This window comes from Microcoleus sp. Pol12A5, from assembly GCF_036701435.1.
Classification (GTDB): Bacteria; Cyanobacteriota; Cyanobacteriia; order Cyanobacteriales; family Microcoleaceae; genus Microcoleus.
On sequence record NZ_JAUBQU010000007.1, the window covers coordinates 41722 to 63181 of the forward strand.

Annotated in this window: 35 protein-coding genes; 15 read left to right on the plus strand and 20 right to left on the minus strand. The window is 46.0% G+C overall.

The genetic code is table 11. The annotated features are described in order from the left end of the window. The first annotated feature begins 106 nt into the window (after window positions 1-106). The 5 genes from QUA45_RS03215 to QUA45_RS03235 all read left to right on the plus strand — a co-directional run bounded on the left by QUA45_RS03215 (window position 107) and on the right by QUA45_RS03235 (window position 5936). A complete protein-coding gene (locus QUA45_RS03215; protein ID WP_333219375.1) occupies window positions 107-421 on the plus strand; it encodes a YciI family protein in 315 nt (104 codons plus the stop codon). Between the two features lie 691 nt (window positions 422-1112). Beyond that, window positions 1113-2315, plus strand: coding sequence for a nucleotide disphospho-sugar-binding domain-containing protein (locus tag QUA45_RS03220; RefSeq protein WP_333219376.1), 1203 nt, complete (start codon window positions 1113-1115; stop codon window positions 2313-2315). 155 nt (window positions 2316-2470) lie between these two features. After that, window positions 2471-3172, plus strand: a complete 702-nt coding sequence (locus QUA45_RS03225; protein ID WP_333219378.1) for a site-specific integrase — start codon at window positions 2471-2473, stop codon at window positions 3170-3172. A 104-nt stretch (window positions 3173-3276) separates the two neighbouring features. Beyond that, the gene (locus QUA45_RS03230; RefSeq protein WP_333219380.1) at window positions 3277-4308 is read left to right on the plus strand and encodes a GIY-YIG nuclease family protein; all 1032 of its coding nucleotides are present in this window, start codon (window positions 3277-3279) and stop codon (window positions 4306-4308) included. Window positions 4309-4556: 248 nt separating this feature from the next. After that, window positions 4557-5936 carry a Rieske 2Fe-2S domain-containing protein gene (locus tag QUA45_RS03235; protein ID WP_333219382.1) on the plus strand — a complete coding sequence of 460 codons (1380 nt, stop codon included), beginning with the start codon at window positions 4557-4559 and terminating at the stop codon, window positions 5934-5936. Between the two features lie 160 nt (window positions 5937-6096). Here QUA45_RS03235 and QUA45_RS29065 read toward each other — a convergent pair whose 3' ends face one another. Together QUA45_RS29065 and QUA45_RS03240 are read right to left on the minus strand one after the other, a co-directional pair. Further along, window positions 6097-6249 carry a WD40 repeat domain-containing protein gene (locus tag QUA45_RS29065; protein WP_445305286.1) on the minus strand — a complete coding sequence of 51 codons (153 nt, stop codon included), beginning with the start codon at window positions 6247-6249 and terminating at the stop codon, window positions 6097-6099. Further along, window positions 6200-6556 carry a WD40 domain-containing protein gene (locus QUA45_RS03240; protein ID WP_333219384.1) on the minus strand — a complete coding sequence of 119 codons (357 nt, stop codon included), beginning with the start codon at window positions 6554-6556 and terminating at the stop codon, window positions 6200-6202. The genes QUA45_RS29065 and QUA45_RS03240 overlap by 50 nt, the downstream gene beginning before the upstream one ends. Window positions 6557-6800: 244 nt before the next feature. On the opposite strand from QUA45_RS03240, the gene QUA45_RS03245 reads away from it, so the two are divergent. Both QUA45_RS03245 and QUA45_RS03250 read left to right on the plus strand, forming a co-directional pair. Next, window positions 6801-7283 carry an Hsp20/alpha crystallin family protein gene (locus tag QUA45_RS03245; RefSeq protein WP_333219386.1) on the plus strand — a complete coding sequence of 161 codons (483 nt, stop codon included), beginning with the start codon at window positions 6801-6803 and terminating at the stop codon, window positions 7281-7283. 454 nt (window positions 7284-7737) lie between these two features. Beyond that, entirely contained in the window at window positions 7738-8547 is an 810-nt protein-coding gene (locus QUA45_RS03250; protein WP_333219388.1) for a peroxiredoxin-like family protein, read from the plus strand. A 259-nt stretch (window positions 8548-8806) separates the two neighbouring features. Here the strand turns inward: QUA45_RS03250 and QUA45_RS03255 are convergent, their stop codons facing one another. Together QUA45_RS03255 and QUA45_RS03260 are read right to left on the minus strand one after the other, a co-directional pair. After that, window positions 8807-9451, minus strand: a complete 645-nt coding sequence (locus tag QUA45_RS03255; RefSeq protein ID WP_333219390.1) for a hypothetical protein — start codon at window positions 9449-9451, stop codon at window positions 8807-8809. A 148-nt stretch (window positions 9452-9599) separates the two neighbouring features. Next, window positions 9600-9752, minus strand: a complete 153-nt coding sequence (locus QUA45_RS03260; protein WP_333219392.1) for a hypothetical protein — start codon at window positions 9750-9752, stop codon at window positions 9600-9602. Between QUA45_RS03260 and QUA45_RS03265 the strand changes: the two genes are divergently transcribed. From QUA45_RS03265 to QUA45_RS03280, 5 genes are all read left to right on the plus strand, one after another. Beyond that, on the plus strand, window positions 9751-10101 hold the full coding sequence (locus QUA45_RS03265) for a hypothetical protein (RefSeq protein WP_333219394.1): 351 nt from the start codon (window positions 9751-9753) through the stop codon (window positions 10099-10101). The two genes, QUA45_RS03260 and QUA45_RS03265, sit on opposite strands and share 2 nt — an antisense overlap. Before the next feature lie 238 nt (window positions 10102-10339). Continuing rightward, window positions 10340-10507 (plus strand): DUF6753 family protein, encoded by a 168-nt coding sequence (locus tag QUA45_RS29070; RefSeq protein WP_445305289.1) that lies wholly within the window; start codon window positions 10340-10342, stop codon window positions 10505-10507. A 96-nt stretch (window positions 10508-10603) separates the two neighbouring features. Continuing rightward, the gene (locus tag QUA45_RS03270) at window positions 10604-10810 is read left to right on the plus strand and encodes a hypothetical protein (RefSeq protein WP_333219396.1); all 207 of its coding nucleotides are present in this window, start codon (window positions 10604-10606) and stop codon (window positions 10808-10810) included. 77 nt (window positions 10811-10887) lie between these two features. Next, window positions 10888-11886, plus strand: coding sequence for an IS630 family transposase (locus QUA45_RS03275; RefSeq protein ID WP_333219398.1), 999 nt, complete (start codon window positions 10888-10890; stop codon window positions 11884-11886). 267 nt (window positions 11887-12153) lie between these two features. Next, window positions 12154-12636, plus strand: coding sequence for a hypothetical protein (locus QUA45_RS03280; RefSeq protein WP_333219400.1), 483 nt, complete (start codon window positions 12154-12156; stop codon window positions 12634-12636). A 225-nt stretch (window positions 12637-12861) separates the two neighbouring features. Here QUA45_RS03280 and QUA45_RS03285 read toward each other — a convergent pair whose 3' ends face one another. Beyond that, window positions 12862-13131 carry a hypothetical protein gene (locus tag QUA45_RS03285; RefSeq protein ID WP_333219402.1) on the minus strand — a complete coding sequence of 90 codons (270 nt, stop codon included), beginning with the start codon at window positions 13129-13131 and terminating at the stop codon, window positions 12862-12864. Between the two features lie 71 nt (window positions 13132-13202). Between QUA45_RS03285 and QUA45_RS03290 the strand changes: the two genes are divergently transcribed. Continuing rightward, entirely contained in the window at window positions 13203-13487 is a 285-nt protein-coding gene (locus QUA45_RS03290) for a DUF4129 domain-containing protein (protein WP_333219404.1), read from the plus strand. Between the two features lie 39 nt (window positions 13488-13526). On the opposite strand, the gene QUA45_RS03295 is transcribed toward QUA45_RS03290, so the two are convergent. The 5 genes from QUA45_RS03295 to QUA45_RS03315 all read right to left on the minus strand — a co-directional run bounded on the left by QUA45_RS03295 (window position 13527) and on the right by QUA45_RS03315 (window position 15317). Further along, entirely contained in the window at window positions 13527-14039 is a 513-nt protein-coding gene (locus tag QUA45_RS03295) for a hypothetical protein (RefSeq protein WP_333219406.1), read from the minus strand. Between the two features lie 13 nt (window positions 14040-14052). Continuing rightward, window positions 14053-14352 (minus strand): hypothetical protein, encoded by a 300-nt coding sequence (locus QUA45_RS03300; RefSeq protein ID WP_333219408.1) that lies wholly within the window; start codon window positions 14350-14352, stop codon window positions 14053-14055. Window positions 14353-14359: 7 nt separating this feature from the next. Beyond that, a complete protein-coding gene (locus tag QUA45_RS03305) occupies window positions 14360-14554 on the minus strand; it encodes a hypothetical protein (protein ID WP_333219410.1) in 195 nt (64 codons plus the stop codon). Between the two features lie 20 nt (window positions 14555-14574). After that, window positions 14575-15087 (minus strand): hypothetical protein, encoded by a 513-nt coding sequence (locus QUA45_RS03310; protein ID WP_333219412.1) that lies wholly within the window; start codon window positions 15085-15087, stop codon window positions 14575-14577. A 65-nt stretch (window positions 15088-15152) separates the two neighbouring features. Then, on the minus strand, window positions 15153-15317 hold the full coding sequence (locus tag QUA45_RS03315; protein WP_333219413.1) for a hypothetical protein: 165 nt from the start codon (window positions 15315-15317) through the stop codon (window positions 15153-15155). A 117-nt stretch (window positions 15318-15434) separates the two neighbouring features. On the opposite strand from QUA45_RS03315, the gene QUA45_RS03320 reads away from it, so the two are divergent. Then, window positions 15435-15638 carry a hypothetical protein gene (locus tag QUA45_RS03320; RefSeq protein WP_333219415.1) on the plus strand — a complete coding sequence of 68 codons (204 nt, stop codon included), beginning with the start codon at window positions 15435-15437 and terminating at the stop codon, window positions 15636-15638. An 8-nt stretch (window positions 15639-15646) separates the two neighbouring features. On the opposite strand, the gene QUA45_RS03325 is transcribed toward QUA45_RS03320, so the two are convergent. The 10 genes from QUA45_RS03325 to QUA45_RS03370 all read right to left on the minus strand — a co-directional run bounded on the left by QUA45_RS03325 (window position 15647) and on the right by QUA45_RS03370 (window position 20285). Continuing rightward, the gene (locus QUA45_RS03325; RefSeq protein WP_333219417.1) at window positions 15647-16030 is read right to left on the minus strand and encodes a hypothetical protein; all 384 of its coding nucleotides are present in this window, start codon (window positions 16028-16030) and stop codon (window positions 15647-15649) included. 35 nt (window positions 16031-16065) lie between these two features. Continuing rightward, window positions 16066-16188 (minus strand): hypothetical protein, encoded by a 123-nt coding sequence (locus QUA45_RS03330; protein WP_333219419.1) that lies wholly within the window; start codon window positions 16186-16188, stop codon window positions 16066-16068. Further along, window positions 16181-16687, minus strand: a complete 507-nt coding sequence (locus tag QUA45_RS03335) for a hypothetical protein (protein ID WP_333219421.1) — start codon at window positions 16685-16687, stop codon at window positions 16181-16183. Before QUA45_RS03335 ends, QUA45_RS03330 begins: the two co-directional genes overlap by 8 nt. 88 nt (window positions 16688-16775) lie before the next feature. Continuing rightward, window positions 16776-17114 (minus strand): hypothetical protein, encoded by a 339-nt coding sequence (locus tag QUA45_RS03340; protein WP_333219422.1) that lies wholly within the window; start codon window positions 17112-17114, stop codon window positions 16776-16778. 127 nt (window positions 17115-17241) lie between these two features. After that, window positions 17242-17715 (minus strand): hypothetical protein, encoded by a 474-nt coding sequence (locus QUA45_RS03345; RefSeq protein ID WP_333219424.1) that lies wholly within the window; start codon window positions 17713-17715, stop codon window positions 17242-17244. Between the two features lie 48 nt (window positions 17716-17763). Further along, window positions 17764-18414 (minus strand): hypothetical protein, encoded by a 651-nt coding sequence (locus QUA45_RS03350; protein WP_333219426.1) that lies wholly within the window; start codon window positions 18412-18414, stop codon window positions 17764-17766. Between the two features lie 120 nt (window positions 18415-18534). Further along, entirely contained in the window at window positions 18535-18759 is a 225-nt protein-coding gene (locus QUA45_RS03355; protein ID WP_333219427.1) for a hypothetical protein, read from the minus strand. A 17-nt stretch (window positions 18760-18776) separates the two neighbouring features. Further along, window positions 18777-19526 (minus strand): hypothetical protein, encoded by a 750-nt coding sequence (locus QUA45_RS03360; protein WP_333219429.1) that lies wholly within the window; start codon window positions 19524-19526, stop codon window positions 18777-18779. 82 nt (window positions 19527-19608) lie between these two features. Next, window positions 19609-19905, minus strand: coding sequence for a hypothetical protein (locus QUA45_RS03365; RefSeq protein ID WP_333219431.1), 297 nt, complete (start codon window positions 19903-19905; stop codon window positions 19609-19611). 98 nt (window positions 19906-20003) lie between these two features. Further along, window positions 20004-20285 (minus strand): hypothetical protein, encoded by a 282-nt coding sequence (locus QUA45_RS03370; RefSeq protein WP_333219432.1) that lies wholly within the window; start codon window positions 20283-20285, stop codon window positions 20004-20006. Window positions 20286-20414: 129 nt separating this feature from the next. Here QUA45_RS03370 and QUA45_RS03375 point away from each other — a divergent pair, with 129 nt between their 5' ends. Beyond that, window positions 20415-21449 (plus strand): hypothetical protein, encoded by a 1035-nt coding sequence (locus QUA45_RS03375; protein ID WP_333219434.1) that lies wholly within the window; start codon window positions 20415-20417, stop codon window positions 21447-21449. Window positions 21450-21460 lie beyond the last annotated feature (11 nt).

The following is a 21460-nucleotide window of genomic DNA, read 5'->3' on the forward strand; positions in this document are numbered from 1 at the left end:
GGTTTCAATCACTTACTCAAAAATGGCAAGAGTGCGGGTGCGACCAAAAGTAATTGGAGTATTATGCTATTTTTGATTTAAACTTTATCAGTTTTGGGAAAGCATTATGTCTAAACTTTTTGCGGTTGTTGTAGCAACCATTCCAGAGTATTACGACTACAAAACCGCTCATCCAGAACACGACCCAAATCAGCTAGCTTGGTTTCGCGAGCAACAGGAAAAAGGAATACTGCTGTGCTGTGGGCCGTTTTTCCCCCATGATGGAACGGGGCTTTGGGTGATTCAGGCAGAAAGTGTGGAAGAGGCTCAAACAATTGTTAACAGCAGCCCCCGTGCGCGGGATGGTATGTTAGCAGAATCTACCAGAGTAGTGGAGTGGCAGGTGCATATTGGGCGCGAGCGTTTTGAGGATAGTAAATAGGCAGGGGCTATATATATTATTCCCATCACTATTGCATACCGCCCAACTAAATATTGACGTTCTGGAAGCGGTACAAACACATATCTATTCCTATCAACCGCAGCACTTGTATCCTTAACCAAACATATCAACAACCCGGAGCGATCGCCCTTTCTTTCCCCTCGCTCTCGCTCAACCGCCGCATTAAGAAATACCCCCAACCGATGCAGTAATGCAGTATTTGCGGCAAACTCTTGCTTTGTCGGGTCTATAGCGCATGATTGGCGAGATAGAAAGACACGGACAAGCCAAGATACTCACCCAAGCTGACGGGAGTAAATATTGGCAACATCTACGCTGGTGGCCGGATCGGAGAAGCCTACAGGGTAGAGGCAAATGCCAATAATGCGTGAGCCCCCAGCTCCTCTCTGACATGGATACCGAAATCGCCGCTGCCAGAAGAACGCCGCGCCCAAACCCAAGCCATCAAACAGTGCATGATGCCAGAATTATTAACCGAAACAACGAGGATAATTGATAATTAATAATGTCTTCGCTCCTCTGGGACTTTAGCCTTCAAACAAGCTTTTTCATCCACTACTCAATCTAACTAAATAATATGACCCACTTCGCTATTATTTGTCCATCAGCCATCGGACATCTTAACCCCATGTGTGCCCTGGGGCGAGAATTACAAAGACGAAACCATCAAGTGACTCTCTTCAGCATTCCCGATATCCGTTCCAAAGTCATAAACTCTGATTTAAACTTTGAGACTATTGGTGAAACAGAATTTCCCCTCGGAAGTCTGGAACGCAAATACAAACAGTTAGGAGAAATGAGCGGAATTCCAGGGTTTAAATTTACCGCAAATTGGATAAAACAAGAAACCGCTCTGTTTTTGCGAGAACTTCCAGAAGCACTTAAAGCTGCTGGTATCGAAGCGTTGCTGGTAGATCAAACTAGCCCCGCAGGTAGCACTGTTGCCGAGTTATTGAATCTTCCCTTTATTACTATTTGTAATGCTCTGTTGGTTAACCGGGAACCCGATGTTCCCCCTTTCTTTACTGACTGGAGTTATAGCCCTACATGGCAGGCGCGTCTGCGGAATCTTGTGGGTAATTTCTTCATCGAGATCCTTTCCCAACCGATTCTGGCTCTTGTTGCCCGTCAGCGAGATCTATGGAATTTAGCACCTTACTCTAGCGTGCAGGATTTTTACTCTCCCCTCGCTCAAATCTGCCAATTGCCCCCAGAGTTTGATTTTCCTAGAAAAGAATTGCCCCAGTGCTTTCATTACGTTGGCCCTTTAAAAGACCCCTCTGGTTTAGAACCTGTATCTTTCTCCTCTATTTCTTTTCCTTTTGAAAAATTGACTGGTCAACGTTTGATTTATGCTTCTCTGGGAACTTTGCAAAATCGCAAATGGGAAATTTTCCAAACTATTGCCGAAGCTTGTTTAGGGAACGGTGCACAAGTAGTCATATCTCTAGGAAACCCTAATATCCAAGATTTCGCTCTCGATTTACCGGGTTCACCTTTAGTGGTTCCCTACGCTCCTCACCAACAGTTAATCGAAAAAGCAACTCTAGTTATTACTCACGCTGGGATGAATACGACTTTGGCAGCTTTAAGCAGCGGCGTCCCTCTTGTGGCTATTCCTATTACTAACGAACAGCCCGGTATCGCGAGTCGTATCGCCAGAACTGGTGCAGGTGAGGTCGTACCTCTGGTACGCCTAAATGTTCCTCGGTTGCGCGATGTCATCCGTCTTGTATTAGCAGGGGATTCTTACAAACAGAATGCCCTCCGGTTACAAGATACTATTCGTCGTGCAGGCGGTGTGACTCGCGCTGCGGATATTATCGAACAAGCGGTTTCTACGGGTCAGCCTGTTAAAGCTGGCGTTCGCTAACCCAAAAAACCCGGTAGTACACCAAATTCTCTTTATCTCCCAGCTATTGGCGACCTTAAAAGAGCCGCCGCATTAATAAGAAATACCCCCAATGCGATGCAGCAATGCAGTATTTGCGGCAAACTTTCTGGTATCGGGTCGGGTATACACCAAGCATGAAAATAGAGGGACACGGGCAGGCCAAGATATTCACTCAAGAGGAAATCGAACTCTTGTTCAACGAAGGTTTGCAGAGCGATCGAGATCGCGCCCTCTTTGGGATTTGTCTCTACACCGCCTGCCGCATTGCCGAAGCGTGCAGCTTGAAAGTCATCGATGTTTTCACCCCAGCGAATGCCATCCGCTCCTCCATGATTATCCGCAAAGGCAACACCAAAGGCAAGCTCGGCACCCGCACTATCCCCATCATTCAAGAGTTGAGGCTGCTGTTAGAAACCTACAAACATCCCTCACACCCCTACCTATTCCCCAGCCGCCACCTCAACCACCGCTGGAAACACGCAAACCCGGAAGCCGCCTCTCACCTCTTCCAAGAAGCCTGCGAACGAGTTGGCATCATCGGCGCTTCCACCCACAGCCTCAGAAGGTCGGCGCTCACTCAGATGAGCAACGCGGGTATCCCGCTGCGGATTATTCAAGAAATCAGCGGCCACCGCAACTTAGAACAATTGCAGAAATACTTAGAAGTGCGGCCCGACCAAGTAAGGGGAGCCGTCTCTGCACTCTCCACCCTTTCCTACGTCAGGAAACACCCATATCCTGATATAGCTCTCCCAACGCCTGAAAATCCGTTGCCCCCTCACCAACTGTCACAAGCCCAAGCAGACGACGCGGCCCAAGAAATTCCCGATTGGTGACGGGCAATTTTAGATTTTAGATTTTAGATTTTAGATTTGGGATTTTAGATTTTAGATTTTAGATTTGGGATGCAAGGATTAAAGTCGCGCATCAAGAGCATCGAGTGCAGATCGCTTTCTTTCCCAAGGCAGAAGCCCTCACCCCTGGATTTGTTGTTACAATCGTCGATCGTGTGGAGCGGGTGCACCTCCAAAACCGGCTCAAAGGAGAATTATTGACAATGTGGCTTAAATTTGGCGTTGCTCTCAGTGGCGAACTGACGAGCATTGATGAGGTTGCGCGCGGAAAAACGAATCTCGCTTGTCTTTACTGCGGTGGCGGACTCACAGCGAAAAAGGGTTCGGTGAAAGAACATCACTTCGCGCACACCGGAGAAACTTGCAAACCAGTGTCGCAGCGGATTAAAACTAAAGCTTTCCCATCACTGCCCCTCTACGACAGCTTCAATATCGAACTCAAGGGTGAGGAATTGGAGCAGTTGAAAGTGCTGTGGAAAGAGTACGGGGCAACGGATTACGCCATTCCCAAAGACTTGGTAAATTTTCGGTGGGAACTCAAAGGATTGCTGGAGTCAGAGGGATCTCGCTTTTATCAATTTACAAACCTCGGTAAAATCCCAGTCGGTGCGCTTCCCCTGGCGTTGTTCAACCAAGTCCAAGAACCGCTGCTGCTGTCAAAGCTGGCTTCGTTGGAAGGCTCTGTAGAGATTGCTGAATCTGCGGGGTTATCCTGCTTGGAAGAACGGCGGGCTGATTTGCTGATTTATCGAGCACAGCTTCGTCGGATTCTAATCAATTCGCTCTACTTCCTTGAAGTTAAAGCTGACGGCTATTGCTTCTATAAAATTGGAATTACTACTCGATCGATCGAGGAGAGAATCGCCGAAGTGCAGCGGGATGTGAGGGCGCATTTCTCGGATGCGGTTGTCAACTTGCTGGGATTGTGGGAACGCCGGGGGAATGTGGAGCTGTACTTCAAACACCGGTATCAACCCTTTAACTACCGCATTGGGAAACTGACGGAGTATTTTCAATTTCCGAACGTCAAGGCGGTGCTGAATGATTTGTATGAGATGGAGTCCAAAGTGCTGAGTGATGTTGAGTTGGATGCGATTTGCAACTGGGGTAGGAAGTGAAGAAGTGCGATCGCTACACTGGTTACATCCCGGTTCTAATTCGGAACTAATAAAGTCGCGAGCGTTTAGAGAATTGCTATTATTATGACCTGTGATGTGCCGGCGCCGGGAAACTCAGCAGCCTTTGACTTCCCCATGAATCGCTCTCATATTGGCAATGCACAATCATCACTCCTTGCATGACGTGAGTGAGTTGTTAAGATGTGTAAAGTATCTTTGTTCTTAAGCCAAATTTAAATCGTTTGAATATGCTGACCGAAGCGCAAGTCTCAGTCAACCAGCCGAATGAACTTTTTGCCGGCGGCACTGACCCAACTCGATTTGACTGCAAGGAAGCCTGGTATCCTGTCCATTATGTTGAAGATTTAGACAAGACTAAGCCCAATAAATTTACCCTGCTAGGTCAAGACCTGGTGTTGTGGTGGGACACTCAAGCTAACTGCTGGCGAGCTTTTGAGGATCAATGTCCCCATCGGTTAGCGCCCCTTTCTGAAGGGAGAATTGCTGAAGACGGATTGCTGGAATGTCCCTATCACGGCTGGGCATTTCAAGGCGATGGCGCGTGCGAGCGTATCCCGCAAGCAGTGGCTGGGACAACGCCGCAACAATCAAAACGGGCTTGCGTTCAATCATTACCGACTGCGGTGCGCCAAGGATTGCTGTTTGTTTATCCGGGTCAACCAGACCGGGCGCCAAAAGTGGCTGTCCCAATTATTGAACCGCTTGAGGAATCGCCCGAGGAATGGATTTGCCTCAACACATTTCGCGATCTGCCCTATGATGCGCTGACACTACTAGAAAATGTGTTGGATGCCAGTCATGTGCCATTTACACACCATCAATCAGTCGGCAACCGCGCCAATGCAGCCCCGGTTGAGTTAGAAGTGTGCTCATCCAACAAGCAAGGGTTCACCGGCTTGTGGGAAGAAGGGCCGCGCAAAGGCACGCTAGGGCAGCAACATACTCGCTTTATTGCTCCCAATTTAATGTGGCATGACCTGACATCAAAGCAGTTTGGCAGAACAATGACTGTTGTTTATGCCACGCCCATTCGTAAGGGTGAGTGTCGGGTGTTTGCTCGGTTTCCCTTCAAGTTTTCCTCCCCTCTTCCCGCCTTTTTTATCAAACTCACCCCGCGCTGGTATTCTCACATCGGGCAAAATAATATCTTAGAAGATGACCAAATCTTCTTGCATTACCAAGAGCGTTACTTAGAAGCCAAGGGGGGTAGCGAACGCTTTAGTAAGGCGTTTTATTTGCCTACTAAAGCAGATACGTTTGTCTCCCACTTACGTCAATGGGTGAATCAATTTGCCGCCGATCCTTTTCCTGGGGAATCACTGTCACCTCCCCTATCTACTGAAGTATTGCTAGATCGCTATCATTCGCATACAGTCAATTGTGGGAGTTGTCGGCGTGCGCTTGCCAACTTGAAACGAATTCGGTTGATTGTGACATTCTTGGGCATCATTTTATGGGCGGTTTTACCGTTAGCGAATCATGCTTCTGCGTTCCTAAATTTGCTACCGATTACTGCTGCATTGGCATGGTGGGGATTGGGTAACTTAGAGCGTCGGTTTTATGAAGGTCGTGCTGTCCCGCCTCGAAATGTACCCCAGAAGAAGTAAGTGTTAATTTTTTGTGGGGAGTTATGAAAATTTCACAAGCCAGTTTGATGTTCTTTAGGGGGTGACTGCTTCAAAACGCCCTCACGAACTTTTGCAGTACCTCAAACATCTGAGGGGGTGACACATCCCGGCTGTTCCCCCTATTTCTACTTACAATTCCCTAGAAATTGTTCCCTGCACCTACCGAATCCAAATTCCACAGAATCACTGTTTTATCAGCACTGGAAGAGGCGAGGGTTTTACCGTCAGGGCTGAAAGCTACGCTAGTTACAGCTTCCTGATGTCCTGTGAATGTTTTCATGCTTGGTGCCATCGAGCTTCCATATTTTCACTTTGCTATGGACACCGCTGGAAGCAACCATCTGACCGTCGGGGCTAAATTTCACGTCCCCTGCCCCTGCACTGTGGTCTGAAATCGCGTTAATTAACGTACCATCTGCTGAATTCCAAAGTTTGAAAGTCCCGTCATAACTTGCTGAGGCAATCGTCTTGCCGTCTGGACTAAAAGTTAAACCAGCGATCGCTGTGCTCGTCATTACCCTGCTACACATCACCCGCACCGCATTTTTGGTACGGTTGGCAACACCGCCGATACTTCCCCCGACGCTCGCGCCGTGCAAAACGGACGAGGCAAGCTCATGCCGTTGCTACAGCCTTTTCGGTTTCTAGGAATAGTTTTGTACGGTTTTCTTCACTGCCAGTTAATTCTGATTCTTTCGCACTTATTCTGGCAAATACGACTAACTGGGTTGGGTTCTCCTGACTGTTGCTCCTACTTATAAAACGGCATCATAATAACTGTAAGCAATGAGCTTAAAGCCAAACAAACTCATAAAGCATTACCAATCTTTGAGGTGACACATTATGTTGATGCGCTCTTGGCAACCCTTCACGGAAATTGAAACGCTCCGCCAGCAACTCGATAAAGTTTTTGACCAATTGGCAACAACGAGAGATAACTCAGAAGCCACTTGGAGGCCCGCTCTAGAATTGGCTGATGCTGGGGACAACTTCGTATTAAAAGCGCAACTGCCCGGAATTGACCCCAAAGACGTTGACGTTCAAGTGACTCGCGAAGCAATTTCTATCTCTGGGGAACGCCGCTACGAAAACACAGACGAAAAATCTGGCTACGTCCGTTCTGAATTCCGCTACGGCAAATTCCACCGGGTAATTTCCTTGCCCGCACCCATTCAAAACGACTCTGTGCAAGCTGAATGCAAAGATGGGATTCTAACGCTAACTCTGCCCAAAGTGGCTGAAGCTCGCAATAAAGTCGTCAAGATTAATTTAGCCGAAATTGCTGGAGCTTCAACGAATCCAGCTTTGGAACAGGCTAACCAATAACGAGCGTTTGTGCTTAATCGAGTGAGGCAAATTTTCCTTTCATTGAGCCTGATTGGATTTACTTAACAACAACGGAACTGGAAAAGTTGATGCCGGGAGCTACACTTGCTCTCGGTATTCTTTATTTGGGAAAGCCGAGCGAAAAGCTACCTACAGATGCCGTGAACCCGCGCTGATTCCAGTTAGTCTGCCAAAATATTTCACGCTGGTCGGCACTAATTTTATTGATTCTGCTCTCGCGGAGAGAGGATTGGCGATCGCCTCTAATCACCGGCTTATCTGTGGTAAAGTAGCACAGCTAGATATACCCTGCCAGCTCAAGCGCGATAGTTAAAGCATCTCAACCCGGTGATACATCAATTCCGAAAGCAGCCGCCCGATTTGATGTGAGTAAAGCATCTGTCCAACAACTGATGATTTCTACTTTCCCAATTCCTCAATAGATAATTAGCCGATGAATATCCATACCCTCTTGAGCCAAACCTCACGCCAACGGGTGAGCGATGGAGCCGTTTTACCCATCTTGAACGGTTGCGATTCCTCTATGAGGCAATTGGTTCTGTTGTTGCCGCAATTGGGAGATTTCGACAGCCTTGAATATGCTTGGTGGTTGCGGCGGGACGCTCAACGGCTGGAAACACAAGGGATAGCAATCCGAGCTGTGGGAATTGGCTCACTCTCGTCGGGTCAGCGATTCTGCGGCTATACAGGATTTCCTGCCGACTGTTTGTTTGTAGATCCAAGTGCCCAACTGCACCACAAACTTGACCTGTATCCAGGTTTATCGTTAAAACTACCCGGTTTATCGGCGGCTGTGAATGCGTACCTCAATCTATTGTTCATGTGTGCGGGGATTGGTAGCCCCGGCACTCTGGCAGAAGTATGGAGAGGATATCGAGGCGACGCAAAAGCACCTCAATTAATTGGTGATGATGAAATTATTCAGGCTTTCCCTCTTCCGCCCCTCAAAGGCTCCACTTTCCGGTGGGCAGGTGGCAAGGGTTTCCAGCGTCCGTTTGAATTGGCAACTTTGCGGCTGCGGAATATGACAGAAGTGCTGAGTAATTGGAAAACCTATGTTCCAAATGCTGCTTATCTCACTCAACGAGGCGCAACTTTCTTGTTTAATGCTGAGGGAGATTTAATCTACGAGCATCGAGATCGCGCCATCCTTGGTTTCGCTGCTGATATGAGCAATCCCCTGACATTTCTCTCAGAAATGGTGGCTGATGGAGACTCGTTAGGGCAGGACGATATGCACTAACTACCGCGCTTGTGGTGGAACTTGCAGGAGCCAACTATACCCTGTACTGCTTCGCAGCTTGGACTTGCATCTTCCAATACTCGCCGGACACCGCAACATTAAGTGATAGTCCTGAACTCGCGCCTCTGGCAACTCCTGTAAAATCTGTTCTACTGTTACCTTCAACGGAGGCAAATTATTCTGTACGAGCGAGAGCCTTCGATTGGTACTCAATCGCCTCCGTTCTCTGCATCCATGCTGTCTAAAAAAGCACAATTTATTATGGACTCGTATCGAGAGGCGTTTTAAGTTTCAGCTTAACATTGGTTCCTTTTTTAAGGACAACTTCACCACCAGGACTAGACAAGACATAAGCCGCTGTTGCTGCACCCCCAGCTACAGCACCGTGCTTGAATTTAGCTTGATTGCCGAGGAAATGACCGGCCGCTGCTCCAGCTAAAATAATGCCAGCATTCTGAACAAACTTGCCTTTGGTTTTTGTTTCTACCTGAGTATTCACCAAAGTAACATCAATGGGATAAGCTGAGCCATCTGCGAGTTGAATGTCATCAAAAACTAGATGCAAACTCGCTTTTTTACCTTTAGCTGCTTTGACGACATCTTCCAGATGTCCCTGTATCGCGGCATCTTTAAGAGTTTTATTGCCTCCTTTGACTCGCAGAGTAAAAGGCTCGTTGTCGCGGTTTTTACCCGTGGATAAATCTTGTTGGAGAACGGTATCAAAACTGGTTCCAGCAGGGACGGCCGCTGGCTGATTTTTAAGCTGACTGGACGTAGGGCTGTTTTGCTTAGATACAGGATTTGGGCGATTGTTAGCCGGATCATTCGTGTTGGCACTCGGCTCGCTTGATTTCTGACAAGCAACAGTGTTGCTGAGCAATACGGCACCCAATAGTAAGGGCATTAACTTTTTCATCGTTGGTTTCTTGGATTCAACAGGCTATCAGAATCAGATTAAGCTAAAATTAGCCAACGCTAACATATCGGAAAATAAAGCTTCCACTCGGAAGCAGAATTCATTCAAAGAACGACACTCGCTACCAAAACTGTCATCACAGTAAATCAGAGAGTCCTGGCGAACACATAACGTATTCTTGATGGGGGTAAAGCAGCGGTGTCTTGACGCTCAGCAGCATTCGCGATCGCTCCAACATTCCCCTTTTTTGGGAAACTAAACCCAAACCCAACCCAACGCGCCCCGCCATGCCCAAACTCTCCGAATGCGACCGCTGCCTCCTCTTTGCCCGCAACCCCCACCTCGTCTGCGCCGTCCACCCCGCAGGCCCTAACACCGACACTTGCCCCGACTTTCGAGCAGACCCCAACGCCCCAGCGGAAGAATTGTGGGAAACCGCAGGCGCGAGCTACTACAGCGGCGAACTCATCCTGCAACCGACGCAGCGCTGGACGCCAGAGCAACAGTTAGAACTCTTGGATACCCACCCTTTGTTTACCGGCCGGTGTCCCCAATGTGAAATGACTTATCCCAAATATGAAATCCCCCCGGTGCATTGGGATTGCCCGGAGTGCGGGTGGATGGACGATTCGGTGTGAGGCGATCGCAAAAGCTTTCAGTTATCTGGTTCGCCCAACCAAATTGACCGAGGGGTTGCTTCTGCGCGTTTTTTGGTATCTGCGGTTATCCGGATCTGCCGTTTGGTGTTTGTATTTTGAGGGAATTAATGGGTTTGTTTTGGTGGCAAGGAGAGTTTGCGCTCCCTGCAACGAGTTCATCTGACAAAGCGAGCAAGGAAAAGCTCTGCGCGGTGGATAACTAGCACCCTTGATAAAGTTGGCTCGGAATTTGATGAAGTGGAATTCGGATAGTCTGACTAATTTAGAATGTAAAAAAGATGTTCGGCGTTTTGGGGTGACTCTGGAGGTGACGGGTAGGTCAGCTAGTTCTGGGTTCTGCACAATTTGGGTCGAGCCTGTAGAGAAGCGTAGGTTTAGGAATTAAATACTTGCGGTTTTATGGGCTGTAATAGGGTATTACACCGCAACTGCGACACAATTAATAGTTATACGGCTAAGATTTAAGACTAGGCAAAGAGTGATGAAAAAAATCGTAACGGTTCTGTTTTCACTATTGGTTATTGAAGGTTTTTTATTTGCGGTTGAGCAGCCAGCAAAAGCTCAGGACTGTGGTAGCAAAGACGGATATTCTCTACCTTGCTGGCGAGATTTCTTAGATAGTGGTGAGGGAGATGAAACGCTTCCTTTATATCCCTACGCCAAACGCCCGAATGGTTGTAGTAAGTAGGTAGACAGAATTAATTATACAAAAAACTGATAAAATATAATGAAATAAAACAAGTTGTGTATCAACAGAGATTTGACATGATATTTTTTCGAGAAATTAATCCTCTTTCATTAAAATTGCTGAAGCGAGTTCATCGCCAAAGCCGACATCATCAGGTGCGGCAAAGAGCTCATTTCCTAATTTTAGCATCAGGAGGGGCAAAAATCGAACAGTTAATTAAAACTTTTCAAGTAACTCGCAAAACAATTTATAACTGGTTTGAACGATGGGAATCTGAAGGAATATTAGGACTATACAACAAACCTGGAAGAGGGCGTCAAGCCACATTTGATTCTGCACAAGAAGACCAAATTAGAGAATGGACTAAACAAGAACCAAAACAATTAAAACACGTAGTACAGAAGATCAAAGAAACATGGGGAATCAAAATCAGTACCAAAACAATCAAAAGAATTATCAAAAAGTTTAATATGAGTTGGCATCGAATGCGTCTAGAGGTTGGAGGAGAGCCAGACCCCTCAGAATATCAAGAGAAAAAGACTCAACTCGACGAATTTAAACAATTAGAAGAGCGAGGGGAACTGGATTTGTATTACTTAGATGAAACTGGTTTTTGTCTCATCCCTTGCGTTCCCTATGGATGGCAAGAGCGGGGAAAATACTTGAAAATAAAAAGTCGTCGTAGTCGTCGAATCAATGTGTTGGGTATCATGAATAGAAAAAATAATCTTGAAGCTTATGTTTCACTTCAAAGTATTAATTCGGATGTGATTGTTGCTTGTATTGACGCTTTCTTTCCTATAGTCAATAAGCCCACGGTGATTGTTGTAGATCGAGCATCAATTCATACCAGTGGTTACATTCTTGATAAAATAGAAGAATGGAAAGAACGTGGGATTACCATATTTGAACTACCTACCTATTCACCCGAGTTAAATTTGATAGAAATTTTGTGGCGGTTTATTAAGTATGAATGGATTGATATAGATGCTTACTCTAGTTGGGAAATTTTTACTGCATCTGTGGAAAAAATCCTCAGAGAATTTGGTGATAAATATGTAATTAATTTTGTCTAACTACTTATCCCAGGAGGAAGACCAGGCGAATATGATAACTTTGGTAGTCTTGGTTATAATTTTAGCTTTAGAGATATTTGTAACAGGCACGATCGCTGCTACTACTCGCTTGGTACGATTGGTATTCAATGCAACGATGAGTTTACACGAGGGCTTTTCCAGGTGTGTAAGGATGGAGCCTCTCAACGCTTAAGACCACAAGATATCCTGACAGGAGGTGGATCAAGAGTTGCCGCAGTTGATAATTGCCTAAGACGAGCAGAGTGGATGTCTCAGGCAGTAGTTACAGGGGGACTTCCCTTTCCAGGAAATTATCATCAAGAAGCACAAAGTAAACAAAGCAGATACCTGAGCAAGGTTGAAGAATTTATTGTTGGAGAAAGATCTCGACCCTACTGTGTAGCAGTAGATTCAAAGAAAGGTTGGCAGAGATTTAATTTTCCGCGTAGTTTTTCTAAGGTAGCAAGTATTAGCGGAGGTTGGAGTGTCGATACTCGAGGCTATGCACCTGTTGGTTCTTCTGGACATAGTGGACGAGATGCTGAATCTCTCAGACCATACAATCAGTATAAATACGATCAGAGATTCCCTTTTGGTGCATTATTAATGAGTAGTGGTCAAGGTGTTTTGTGGATTCAAAGTTCTGCATCTTTCACAGGTTCATTTAATGCTGTTGATATGCGAATCAATGATGCGGACAATGCACTTGGCGACAATGGAGGATCTCTACAAGTGTGCTTTAGCAATTAATGAACGATTGTATCAGAGCCGCATAACAAGCCCAATGCACCGGAACGATTTGATGCTGTCCTTGCCCTAGACTCGCGATCTGCGTCCGGTGATTGGGAACGTTAGATTACGAGATTATTCGATGAGCGTTCAGGTAAAACCTCAAGAATCTTCTCTCCTAAAGCATTACCCAATTCCTCGGTTCGAGCTTATGCCACCCACCCCCATACACGCGATCTTCAGCCATCAACGCCTCATCAGGCGATCGAGCGCCTGCCACACCTCTTTGAGCAATTCGGGCTTCTCTAAAAACGCTTTGGCAAGAGCAGGTTTAGGATACAGCATTAAATAGACATTAGTAGCCGTCGCCCTTGAATGATTCCGAATAAATCGAAAAGACCCTAGCTCTACCAGTAGGACAACTTGAGGATAGCAAGTTAAAAAACCCAGGAGTCGCCGGAGCTGTGTGCGGTCGCCAAGCGAGTTTCTGCTGCTGCGTACTTTGTTTGCTCTCACTTGGCGATCGCTCAAGAGTCAGACAAGCGTGAAATGATGGGGAGGCACTAAGAAATATGGAATGCAGGGAAATGACTGACTCGCCGCTTGAACAAATCAATTTACTGGACACCGACTACGCTGACATCCTCGCCAACAGCAGCCATCCCCCGTTCGAGCTGCAACTGGTGAGGTCGGGGATTGACCCAGCAAGAGCCCGCACCACCACCAATTTCATCGCCCTCATGCGTCAAAAACCCGACACTCCCGAAGGATGGGCAGCTTTAACCGAGGCTTGGGAAGAGGCTTGCGGCTTCGAGCCCGAACTCGAACACCTGCAACTGCTCGTACAATTGTTGTGGAACCATCATTCGTAACGGTGCAACCGATAGATAACCCGCAGCGTTTAGTTCAATTCACCGCAGTAAGTTAGCAAAAGCATCAACCGGCAATCCATCTTTGAGCAGGGAAAATCGCTCAATGTAGTTGCCATCAAAAATGCTGAGGTTATCCAGAGGGTTGCGCGTTGCTAGAACAGACTCCACCCATGTTGTAGAGAGCGGAACTCCAAAATAGCAACCCGGAGAATCCCAAGTCGGGTCGATGGCATATCCATCGGGTGCGAGCAACCAAGCATGGCTAATGGGAAACCCGACATCAGCATGAAGGGCGTATCCTTCGACGTAGGTGAGGCTGTCCGAAGCTAATACCAATTGCTGACAATTCCAATAACAAAACTGTGGGATGCCGGGTTCCATCATTTCGGGTAGTGGCTGAGGTTCCATAATGAAGCCGCAGTCTAAGACTAATTCCTCATACCTTTGGTACTTCCAATGCGCTCTGGCGGGCGGTACTTCCATTGCTGCAACTACACTTTCTAAGTAGCGCTTTATCTGCTCTCCTGATATAGTTTCAGTTACATTACTCACGATGTAATTCCTGTTACAAAAAAGAGTTTACTTGTTCGAGGTGATTCCACATCGGCAATAGCTCGACATCCTGGGGATTATACAGCAGTTCCTTGAATAGCGGGAACTCTTTGAGGTACATTTTATAGAGTTGGGGATTGCTTTGGAGGCTAGCTTCGGTGTTAGCGATTCTATCAGCCAATTTGACAATCAAAGCTTTTTTGTTCGACTGGATTTTTAAGGCAGTTTTGCGAAAGCGCTCGGCTCGGTTTTCCCCTTGTTCACTGGTTACAGCCCACACAATATCCGCCGTTTCTTTCCCGAATTCAGACACAAGCATTTCATAAGTTGTTGGCGTTATCTTCTAGCGTATCGTGGAGCCATCCTGCTGCTGCAATTGCTTCATCGCCTGCATAACCGAATTCGCTTAGAACGTGGGATACTTGAGCTAGATGATAGGAGTAGGGATGCTCGCCGTATTGTTGAGTGCCGTGTTGGGCAATTGCAAATTGTTTAGCGGTGTCTGTAATGTTCATGACATTCAATTAATTCGAGGTTAAGCAAGAGCCTCCGCCGGGAATCCTTGTTTGAAAATCGAAAACTCTTCGAGGTGATTCCCCTGCAAAATGCTCAGTTCATCAGGCCGTCCCTTCTGCTTCCGGGACTTCCAAATTGATTTTACCCACGATGTCGCCAAGGGAATTCCCAAATAACAACAGCCAAAAGGTTCCCAAGTCGGGTCGATAACGTATCCGTTGGCATCGAGCAGCCAAGCGTGGTGCAGCGGGATAGACACGTCTTGCGCCATTGCATAACCCTCCACGTAAGTGAGGCTGCGGTTTTTTAAGACTAAGCGCTGGCAGTTGGCGTAACAAAGTCTCGGTTGACCTTGTTTGATGTTTTTAGGCAGCGGTTTGGGTTCCATCACCCTTCCGCACTCTAAAACCAATTCCTCATACCCCCGGTACTTCCAATCCGTTCTGCCCGGTACATTTTTCATCACTGCCGCTAAATCTTGCAAGTATCCTTTAAATTGCTCTATCTCGGTAGTTTCAGTAGGAGAGTTCATTCTAATAATTAAGGTTGGGCTAATCTATTGAGTCGATACTGTATTTGCTGTGTGGTGCGGTGTTGCTATCCACCTGCTGCGTAATGATCTCGGTTTTTGTCGTACATTTGGTATTTGAGCATGGCTCTTTCTAGCTTGACATAATTGATAGCACTCGGATTCTTTGTGAAAGCTTTATAAGCAGCATCCATTTCTATTTTTAGCTGTTTTTTGATGTTTAGTTCGTCCATAAGTGACAGGGTATTTAAGATAAACTCATGCAAAAAAAACTAACTTTATCAGCGCTAACCACTTCTATTGTACAATGAAAATAGCAGGCATTAGAGCTTTCAGAGGTGAGGGTATCTATGAACCTGGAAATAGTTAAAGCAACATTGCTGTCAGAAATTCAAGAATTACAAGAAAGCTTGCAGATAATTGCACGCAAGGTGCAACAAGGTGATGCAGTCGCCTCCCACACCAATATCGATAGCTCTAAAGTCAATAATTTGATTGGTAAATATCAATTATTGATGGAACTGAGGGTCAGTGAAGCACAAAAACAAAGCTGACACTTCGATCATTCTTCCAACTTCATTAACTTTCCTAGCTTGCGGTTGAGCAAATCGGCATCGCTTTCACCCTCGCATCGCTCCTTCTCTAACCATTCTAGAATCTCAGGCTTGGGGCGAAACGAGAACACAGGGCGCTTGCTGTCGTATTTAGCTTTGGCTTCTTTGATAACGCCTGAATTCTTAGTATGCCATTGTTGCTGCGGGGAGATTTCCACAACTTCGATGGTCGTCCATCGGTTTCGGAGTTTGTCGCCACCTGGCTCTACCAAGAGCTTAGCTAAGTAATTGTTAGCGCCCCGTTCGGTTTTCCAAGTCTTCGCTCCTTCCAAAGTACCCGAATCAATGGAGTTGTATTCGGGATTCCCCTGAGTTTGGATTAGGTAGCGCACTTTGCTGTCCTTTTTGAACCTGATGGCGTACAAACTCAACTCTCAGCCTCCTGCAACCGCTGCTGAACGGTCGCCATACATTGATAGTCCAATTGAATTGACCCATTAGGAACTGGTAATTGTTCTAAGTTGTCGGATGTTAAGGAATTTTTAGGCATTTTTTTTCCTTTGTTCTATTTTTACGATGGCAACCTCATATTGATTATAAATATTAACGCTGCGAATTCCGGGTGTCACATATCGCGACATAAATCTCAAGGCACTGTCGGATGTTTTGAACTGCTTGGCATTTTGTATCTCGTTGCTAAGGTCAAGTTTAAAGCCATTAGTTAATTCTGTAACATAGAAGTAACTCTCTTCAGTACCACAACGGATAACATAGTACATTTTGTTGCTTCTTCCTTGCCTAACGCGAAGGAAAAAGCCGCTAGAAAGCACTAAACTTATTTGCTTTTCAATCCAGTCCAGGGTTGATAGTTCGAGCGATTCAGCTAAAGTATATTCCCAACCGCCGTAAAGTCGTTCGGCAACTGTCGCATAAATAACTCCTTTTGCATCGGTAATATTCCACCGCTCGCTGTCTCCATTAACAAGCCTGAACTCTTTTGTAGCAATAATGGACTGCAAAGTTTCAAGAATAGGCTTGTTTATTGTCATCTATCAGTCCTTTAACGCAAAAAGTATTTTCTAATTTATCGAGGGTAGCGCACTTTGCTATCCTTTTTGAACCTTATGGCGTACAAGCTCAACTCGCAGCCTCCTGCAACCGCTGCTGCTGGTAGCGCTCCCAAGCCCGCACCGCCAATTCTTCAAAATGAGTGTCAGGATAGTCGAAAGATAAAGCCTCGGAACTGTGGTTGCGGTAAGCCTGTTCTGCTGCTTTTTCTACTTGGATGCGAGCTATCAGAAACAGAGATTTGTGTTCTGGCGAACCTATTTCCGCTTCTGCGATTACTATGTAACTGTTGGGATATTGAGCGACGGCTTTGTCAGCACCACGGCGCGTTTTCCAGCGCCTAGCACTCGACAAAGTATGGGCGTAGTAAAACTGTTCGGGTTGTCTGATGGATTGAGCTACAAACATAATTTTTGTTGTTCTATACTGTGTAGCAACCGAGCTTTAGATACGGCGTAGTAAAAGCTCGATTGTGTTGCAACTTTACTGGTTAACGGAGTCGATACTCAGGTTCTAGGTACTGAATTATGAGCTTTCATGAAACACCCTCCGTTGTAATAAGTTTTAAAATTTCCACCTTTAAACCCAATTCTGAATGGATAGTTTTCAAGCAATTCTCTGCTAGCCTTTTGTATGGTTGCGTTCCTGCTTTCACGAAAAAGTAAATGCTGAGAATGTCTGCCTCATCTAAAGTTCGCATGAGAGCGATCGCTTCGCGGCTGTAGGCTCTGGGATACACCGCAAACCGAGAATCCAACTCATCCCAAACGCACTTGACTTTAGTTGCGCCGAGAACATCTTGGAGGTCGCCAACTATCGCAGACGGGCCCGACCAATAGAAGCGACCGTCATAATGGGTAACTGGCAACTGAGCTGCTGCCATGTCCAAACAAAATTGGCGGTGTTCCGGTTCCGAGTATCTGTTCGCTGTTCCCATAACCGCGCTTCCTTGCAGTGGCAAGGGGCTGTTGCCACCGAGTACGGCGTCGTATTGATTGGGTTGATTCATTTTGTTGCTTTTTGTTGTTGCTGTTTTGGCTAGTAAATTGATGGATTGCTAGGAATTCGATAAAAAGGTTGTGAGGATTTTTGCAATAGCAATCTGCTGTTTAGGAGTCAGCTTCCATTTCCAGTAGTTTGCTGTAAAATCTTCGAGCAATTGCTGAGAGATAATAGCTTCGCTCACCTCATCATCAGGAGGTAAAGCTAAAAACTCTGGGCTTCTACCCGTAAGTAATTCAAATTCAATGTTCTTGGCTTCAAAGCGATCTAAATTGATATTAGTGATTTGTGCCACCTCCCAATCAAATGAAAACCTTTTGTAAATCCTGACTTGAGTACCAATGGTAGATGATAGGAAAAATTCCATCACTTGCTTTTCGGCTTCGCGTCCGTATCGAGAAATTTTCCTTTTATTGTCTTCCAACAAGGAAGCGCGGCTTCTTTGCTCTTCTTCACAGATGTAAGCTTGAACGTCAGATTCAGTTAATCCAATTACGTCTATTTCATAGCCTGCTTTCTGCAATGAGTCATACCCAGATTCATTGCAATATTTGGGAACTCGCTTGAGTGCATCCCATGCTCCTTTCTGCGTTTTAAATTGAGTAGTAGCGTGGGAAAAAAGAGACACTTTATCCCACACACCATTTGAATCCCTATACGCAAAAAAAGCTTTGCCTTCTAATTTGAGTTGAACTAAATACAGCATTATTTTCTAAGCGTTTTGATTTTTTTCCGGTTGGGGAAATGGAGTTAGCATTTTTACCTGTGACACTATTTGGTTATTTAGATTAGTGTAACTAGGATTAATTGCGCTAATCTAAACACATTACTGTTGGTCTAAAGCGTGAGGCATCTCGTACCTTGCATTAACTTCCAAATCTCCGAATTCTACCTCTTGTTCTTCCAGATAATTGTCTATTTCACCCAAGCAGGCTGCCGCCATTTTTAAATACACTTTTATTCTCGGATTGTCGGCGTGAATATCTCCTATTTCCCAACCCTCGGTTTTGGCTAGTATAATTGCCAATCTTTCGAGCAATTCGTGATACATTGTTACGACTCCTGATTTTATAGGGTTGGTATCTGACACATTTCGGACACTTTTAAGTCCTCAAACTCTAGCTTTCTTTGTGATAGGAAACTATCGATTACACTCAAACAAGTTCTGACCGTTCCTAAATACACTTGGATAATGACATCGCCCAAGTATATCTTTTCAATCTTTTGTCCGTTAACCTTAGCTAGATTAACGATCAGTCGGTCGGTCAATTCATCCAACAGCAGAATGTTGGCACTGGGAGAGGAAGATGTTCGCCCAATCGTGTAGACTTCCAGGTCTTTGAATTTGATACTTTCTTCTTTCAATAACCCATCAATGGTTTCAAGAGAAACTTTAGCCATTGCTGGGTAGACCTGAAACTTGGGATTAGTGGTATTGCTGTTTCTAATCGAGTTTCCCTGTCGTCTGGCTAGCTCTACTGCTAGTATTTCGATTAATTCACGATACATGATAGACTCCGGGTTATTTGTTGAGGTGGCCTCAGTGTTAGAAGCTAATTGGTGAACTCGGATAATCTCACTCTGCACCCAATCGATTGTTGATTGAGCTTCAAAAGGTAAAGATTTGTTGGAGACAAGGGTGTATTCATACCTGCCATTTTTTACCCCAAAACCTGCATAGTTCCACTCCTCGCTATCCTGGATTACCCATTCTTCTGAATAGCCCTTCGTAACGGGAGAGTCTCGTTTGTTGATTTGTAACCCTTTCAAGGACAAGGCTTTCTGTAGTTCGGCAATAATTAGCTCAGTTGTCTTCATGCTTTCTCCTTTTTCAACGCCGTTTTGTCTGCCATCACACCACCTATCACCAAATTCTCGAACTCAACTTCTAATAAGGTGCTTAAGATAGCGATAGCGGATATTTTTCGTTCAATTGTTGGAGCCACTTCGGAGCTCTCCAGGATACAAGATTGATTAGAGCTTCTAACCGCTCGTGCCAATACTTGCGGAGCGCATCAATTTCGGAATTGGCTAAGTTTTGCTGTTGTTCGGTTAAGCCTGTCGTCGCCCATTCAATGGCTTGCTTGGCTTTGTGGAGCTGGGCTACACACAGTGCGTACTCCGATTCAATTTCAGCCTCGAATTCTTCCACAAGGATTTGCTGCTGTTGACTCATGTATTCTTTGCCTTTGAACATATCTAATATCTTGCTAGTGAAGAAACTGTCGATTTCAACTTGCGCGGGATGCAGTTATTTTTAAATGCACCTTGATTCTGGGATTGTCTGAATGACTGTCATCTTCCCTCCTTTTCAAACATAGCTCTGTCTGCTGCTATCCCATCTATCACCAGACTCTCGAACTGAGCTTCAATCCAAATAGTCGCTCCCGAGCACCGCGCTTTGCTTGCATCCTGAATCAACACGCAGCCGCTGGTGAACTCTACCCGCTTGGCGTACACCGACCCCAAGTAAGTATTGATGCTGATAGCCCGCTCGTCCACAAAAACTCCCCTGAGCTTGCTGGCTTTTTTATTGGCGGCAGTGATGTGTCTGTTGACGTAAATCTGTGCTTTCATTAATCTTGCATCCGAACTTTGCTTTTGGTGCTGGGCGATCGCTCTTGACTTTGACCGGACTCGGGCGATCGCCTTTTTGATAACCTGCTAGCTAGTGTAGTTAGTTTACGAACTATTGTCAAGGCGCGTATGTCAGAGTTTTGGGGAGATGCACCATCAATAGAGGATTATTGGCGGGGTATCATTCTCTTTGGTAAGAACGTTGCCTCGTACAAGTTTGCGCTAGCTCAGTCGTTGTTGGAGTTAGCGCCCGGTGGTAAAAGCATCATCACGTTGGAGGAGTTGGCACAAGCTTATGCGCGGCATACTCTGGAACACCTGCGTTTGTGCGATAGCCAATCTCAACAAACCAATGTTCCCTACCCGTTTTTGGAAGCTTGCCGCCGATACGACCGGGGTGAGATTAGCTACGAGGAGCTGATTGCGATTACGGCAAAGGAAGGGTTCAAGATAGTGCTCGATAAGTTCCACAACGTCAATAAAGCGGAGACACCGATGCGTTTCTTCGCTTACGAACGGCGGGGTGCTAAAGCGATCGCCCTGACCGATGAGTTATTTGGGATGTTGGAGGGAAACCAAGGGCAGAACTTACCCCAAGAGGTTGATGCGCGGTGGCGGTTGGTGGAGACGGCATGGGAGTTGAAAGTATCCCGCAATCTGATTGGTGTGGATTACGATGCTGACCTAGAGCTGCTATTCGTTCGCAAACCGATGAGCCGCGTCAATATTACCTCGTGTCGCGGTGCTTTAAACGGCTATCAAAGAGGTAAGTGTTTCTATTGCTTTGGCGATATTTCGATTATCAGCAGTGCGACCGATTTAACGGATGTAGACCACTTTTTCCCCCGCGTTCTCATTAACGACAACATCGCTCATCCGATTGACGGCATCTGGAATCTCGTGCTAGCTTGCGTTAGCTGCAATCGCGGGGTGGGTGGGAAGTTTGACCAGCTCCCCCATAAACGCTATCTAGAAAGGCTCAACACCAGGAACGAGTTTTTGATTGGCAGCCACCACCCGTTACGCGAAACGCTGATACAGCAGACGGGTGATTCAGAACTCAAGCGCCGCTCTTTTTTGGAGAGGAACTACAATGCAGCAAAAACGGGTAGGCTAATTAATAGTAACTGGCAACCTGCTTTTGAGTATCCCCCAGCTTTTTGATTGATGGTTCA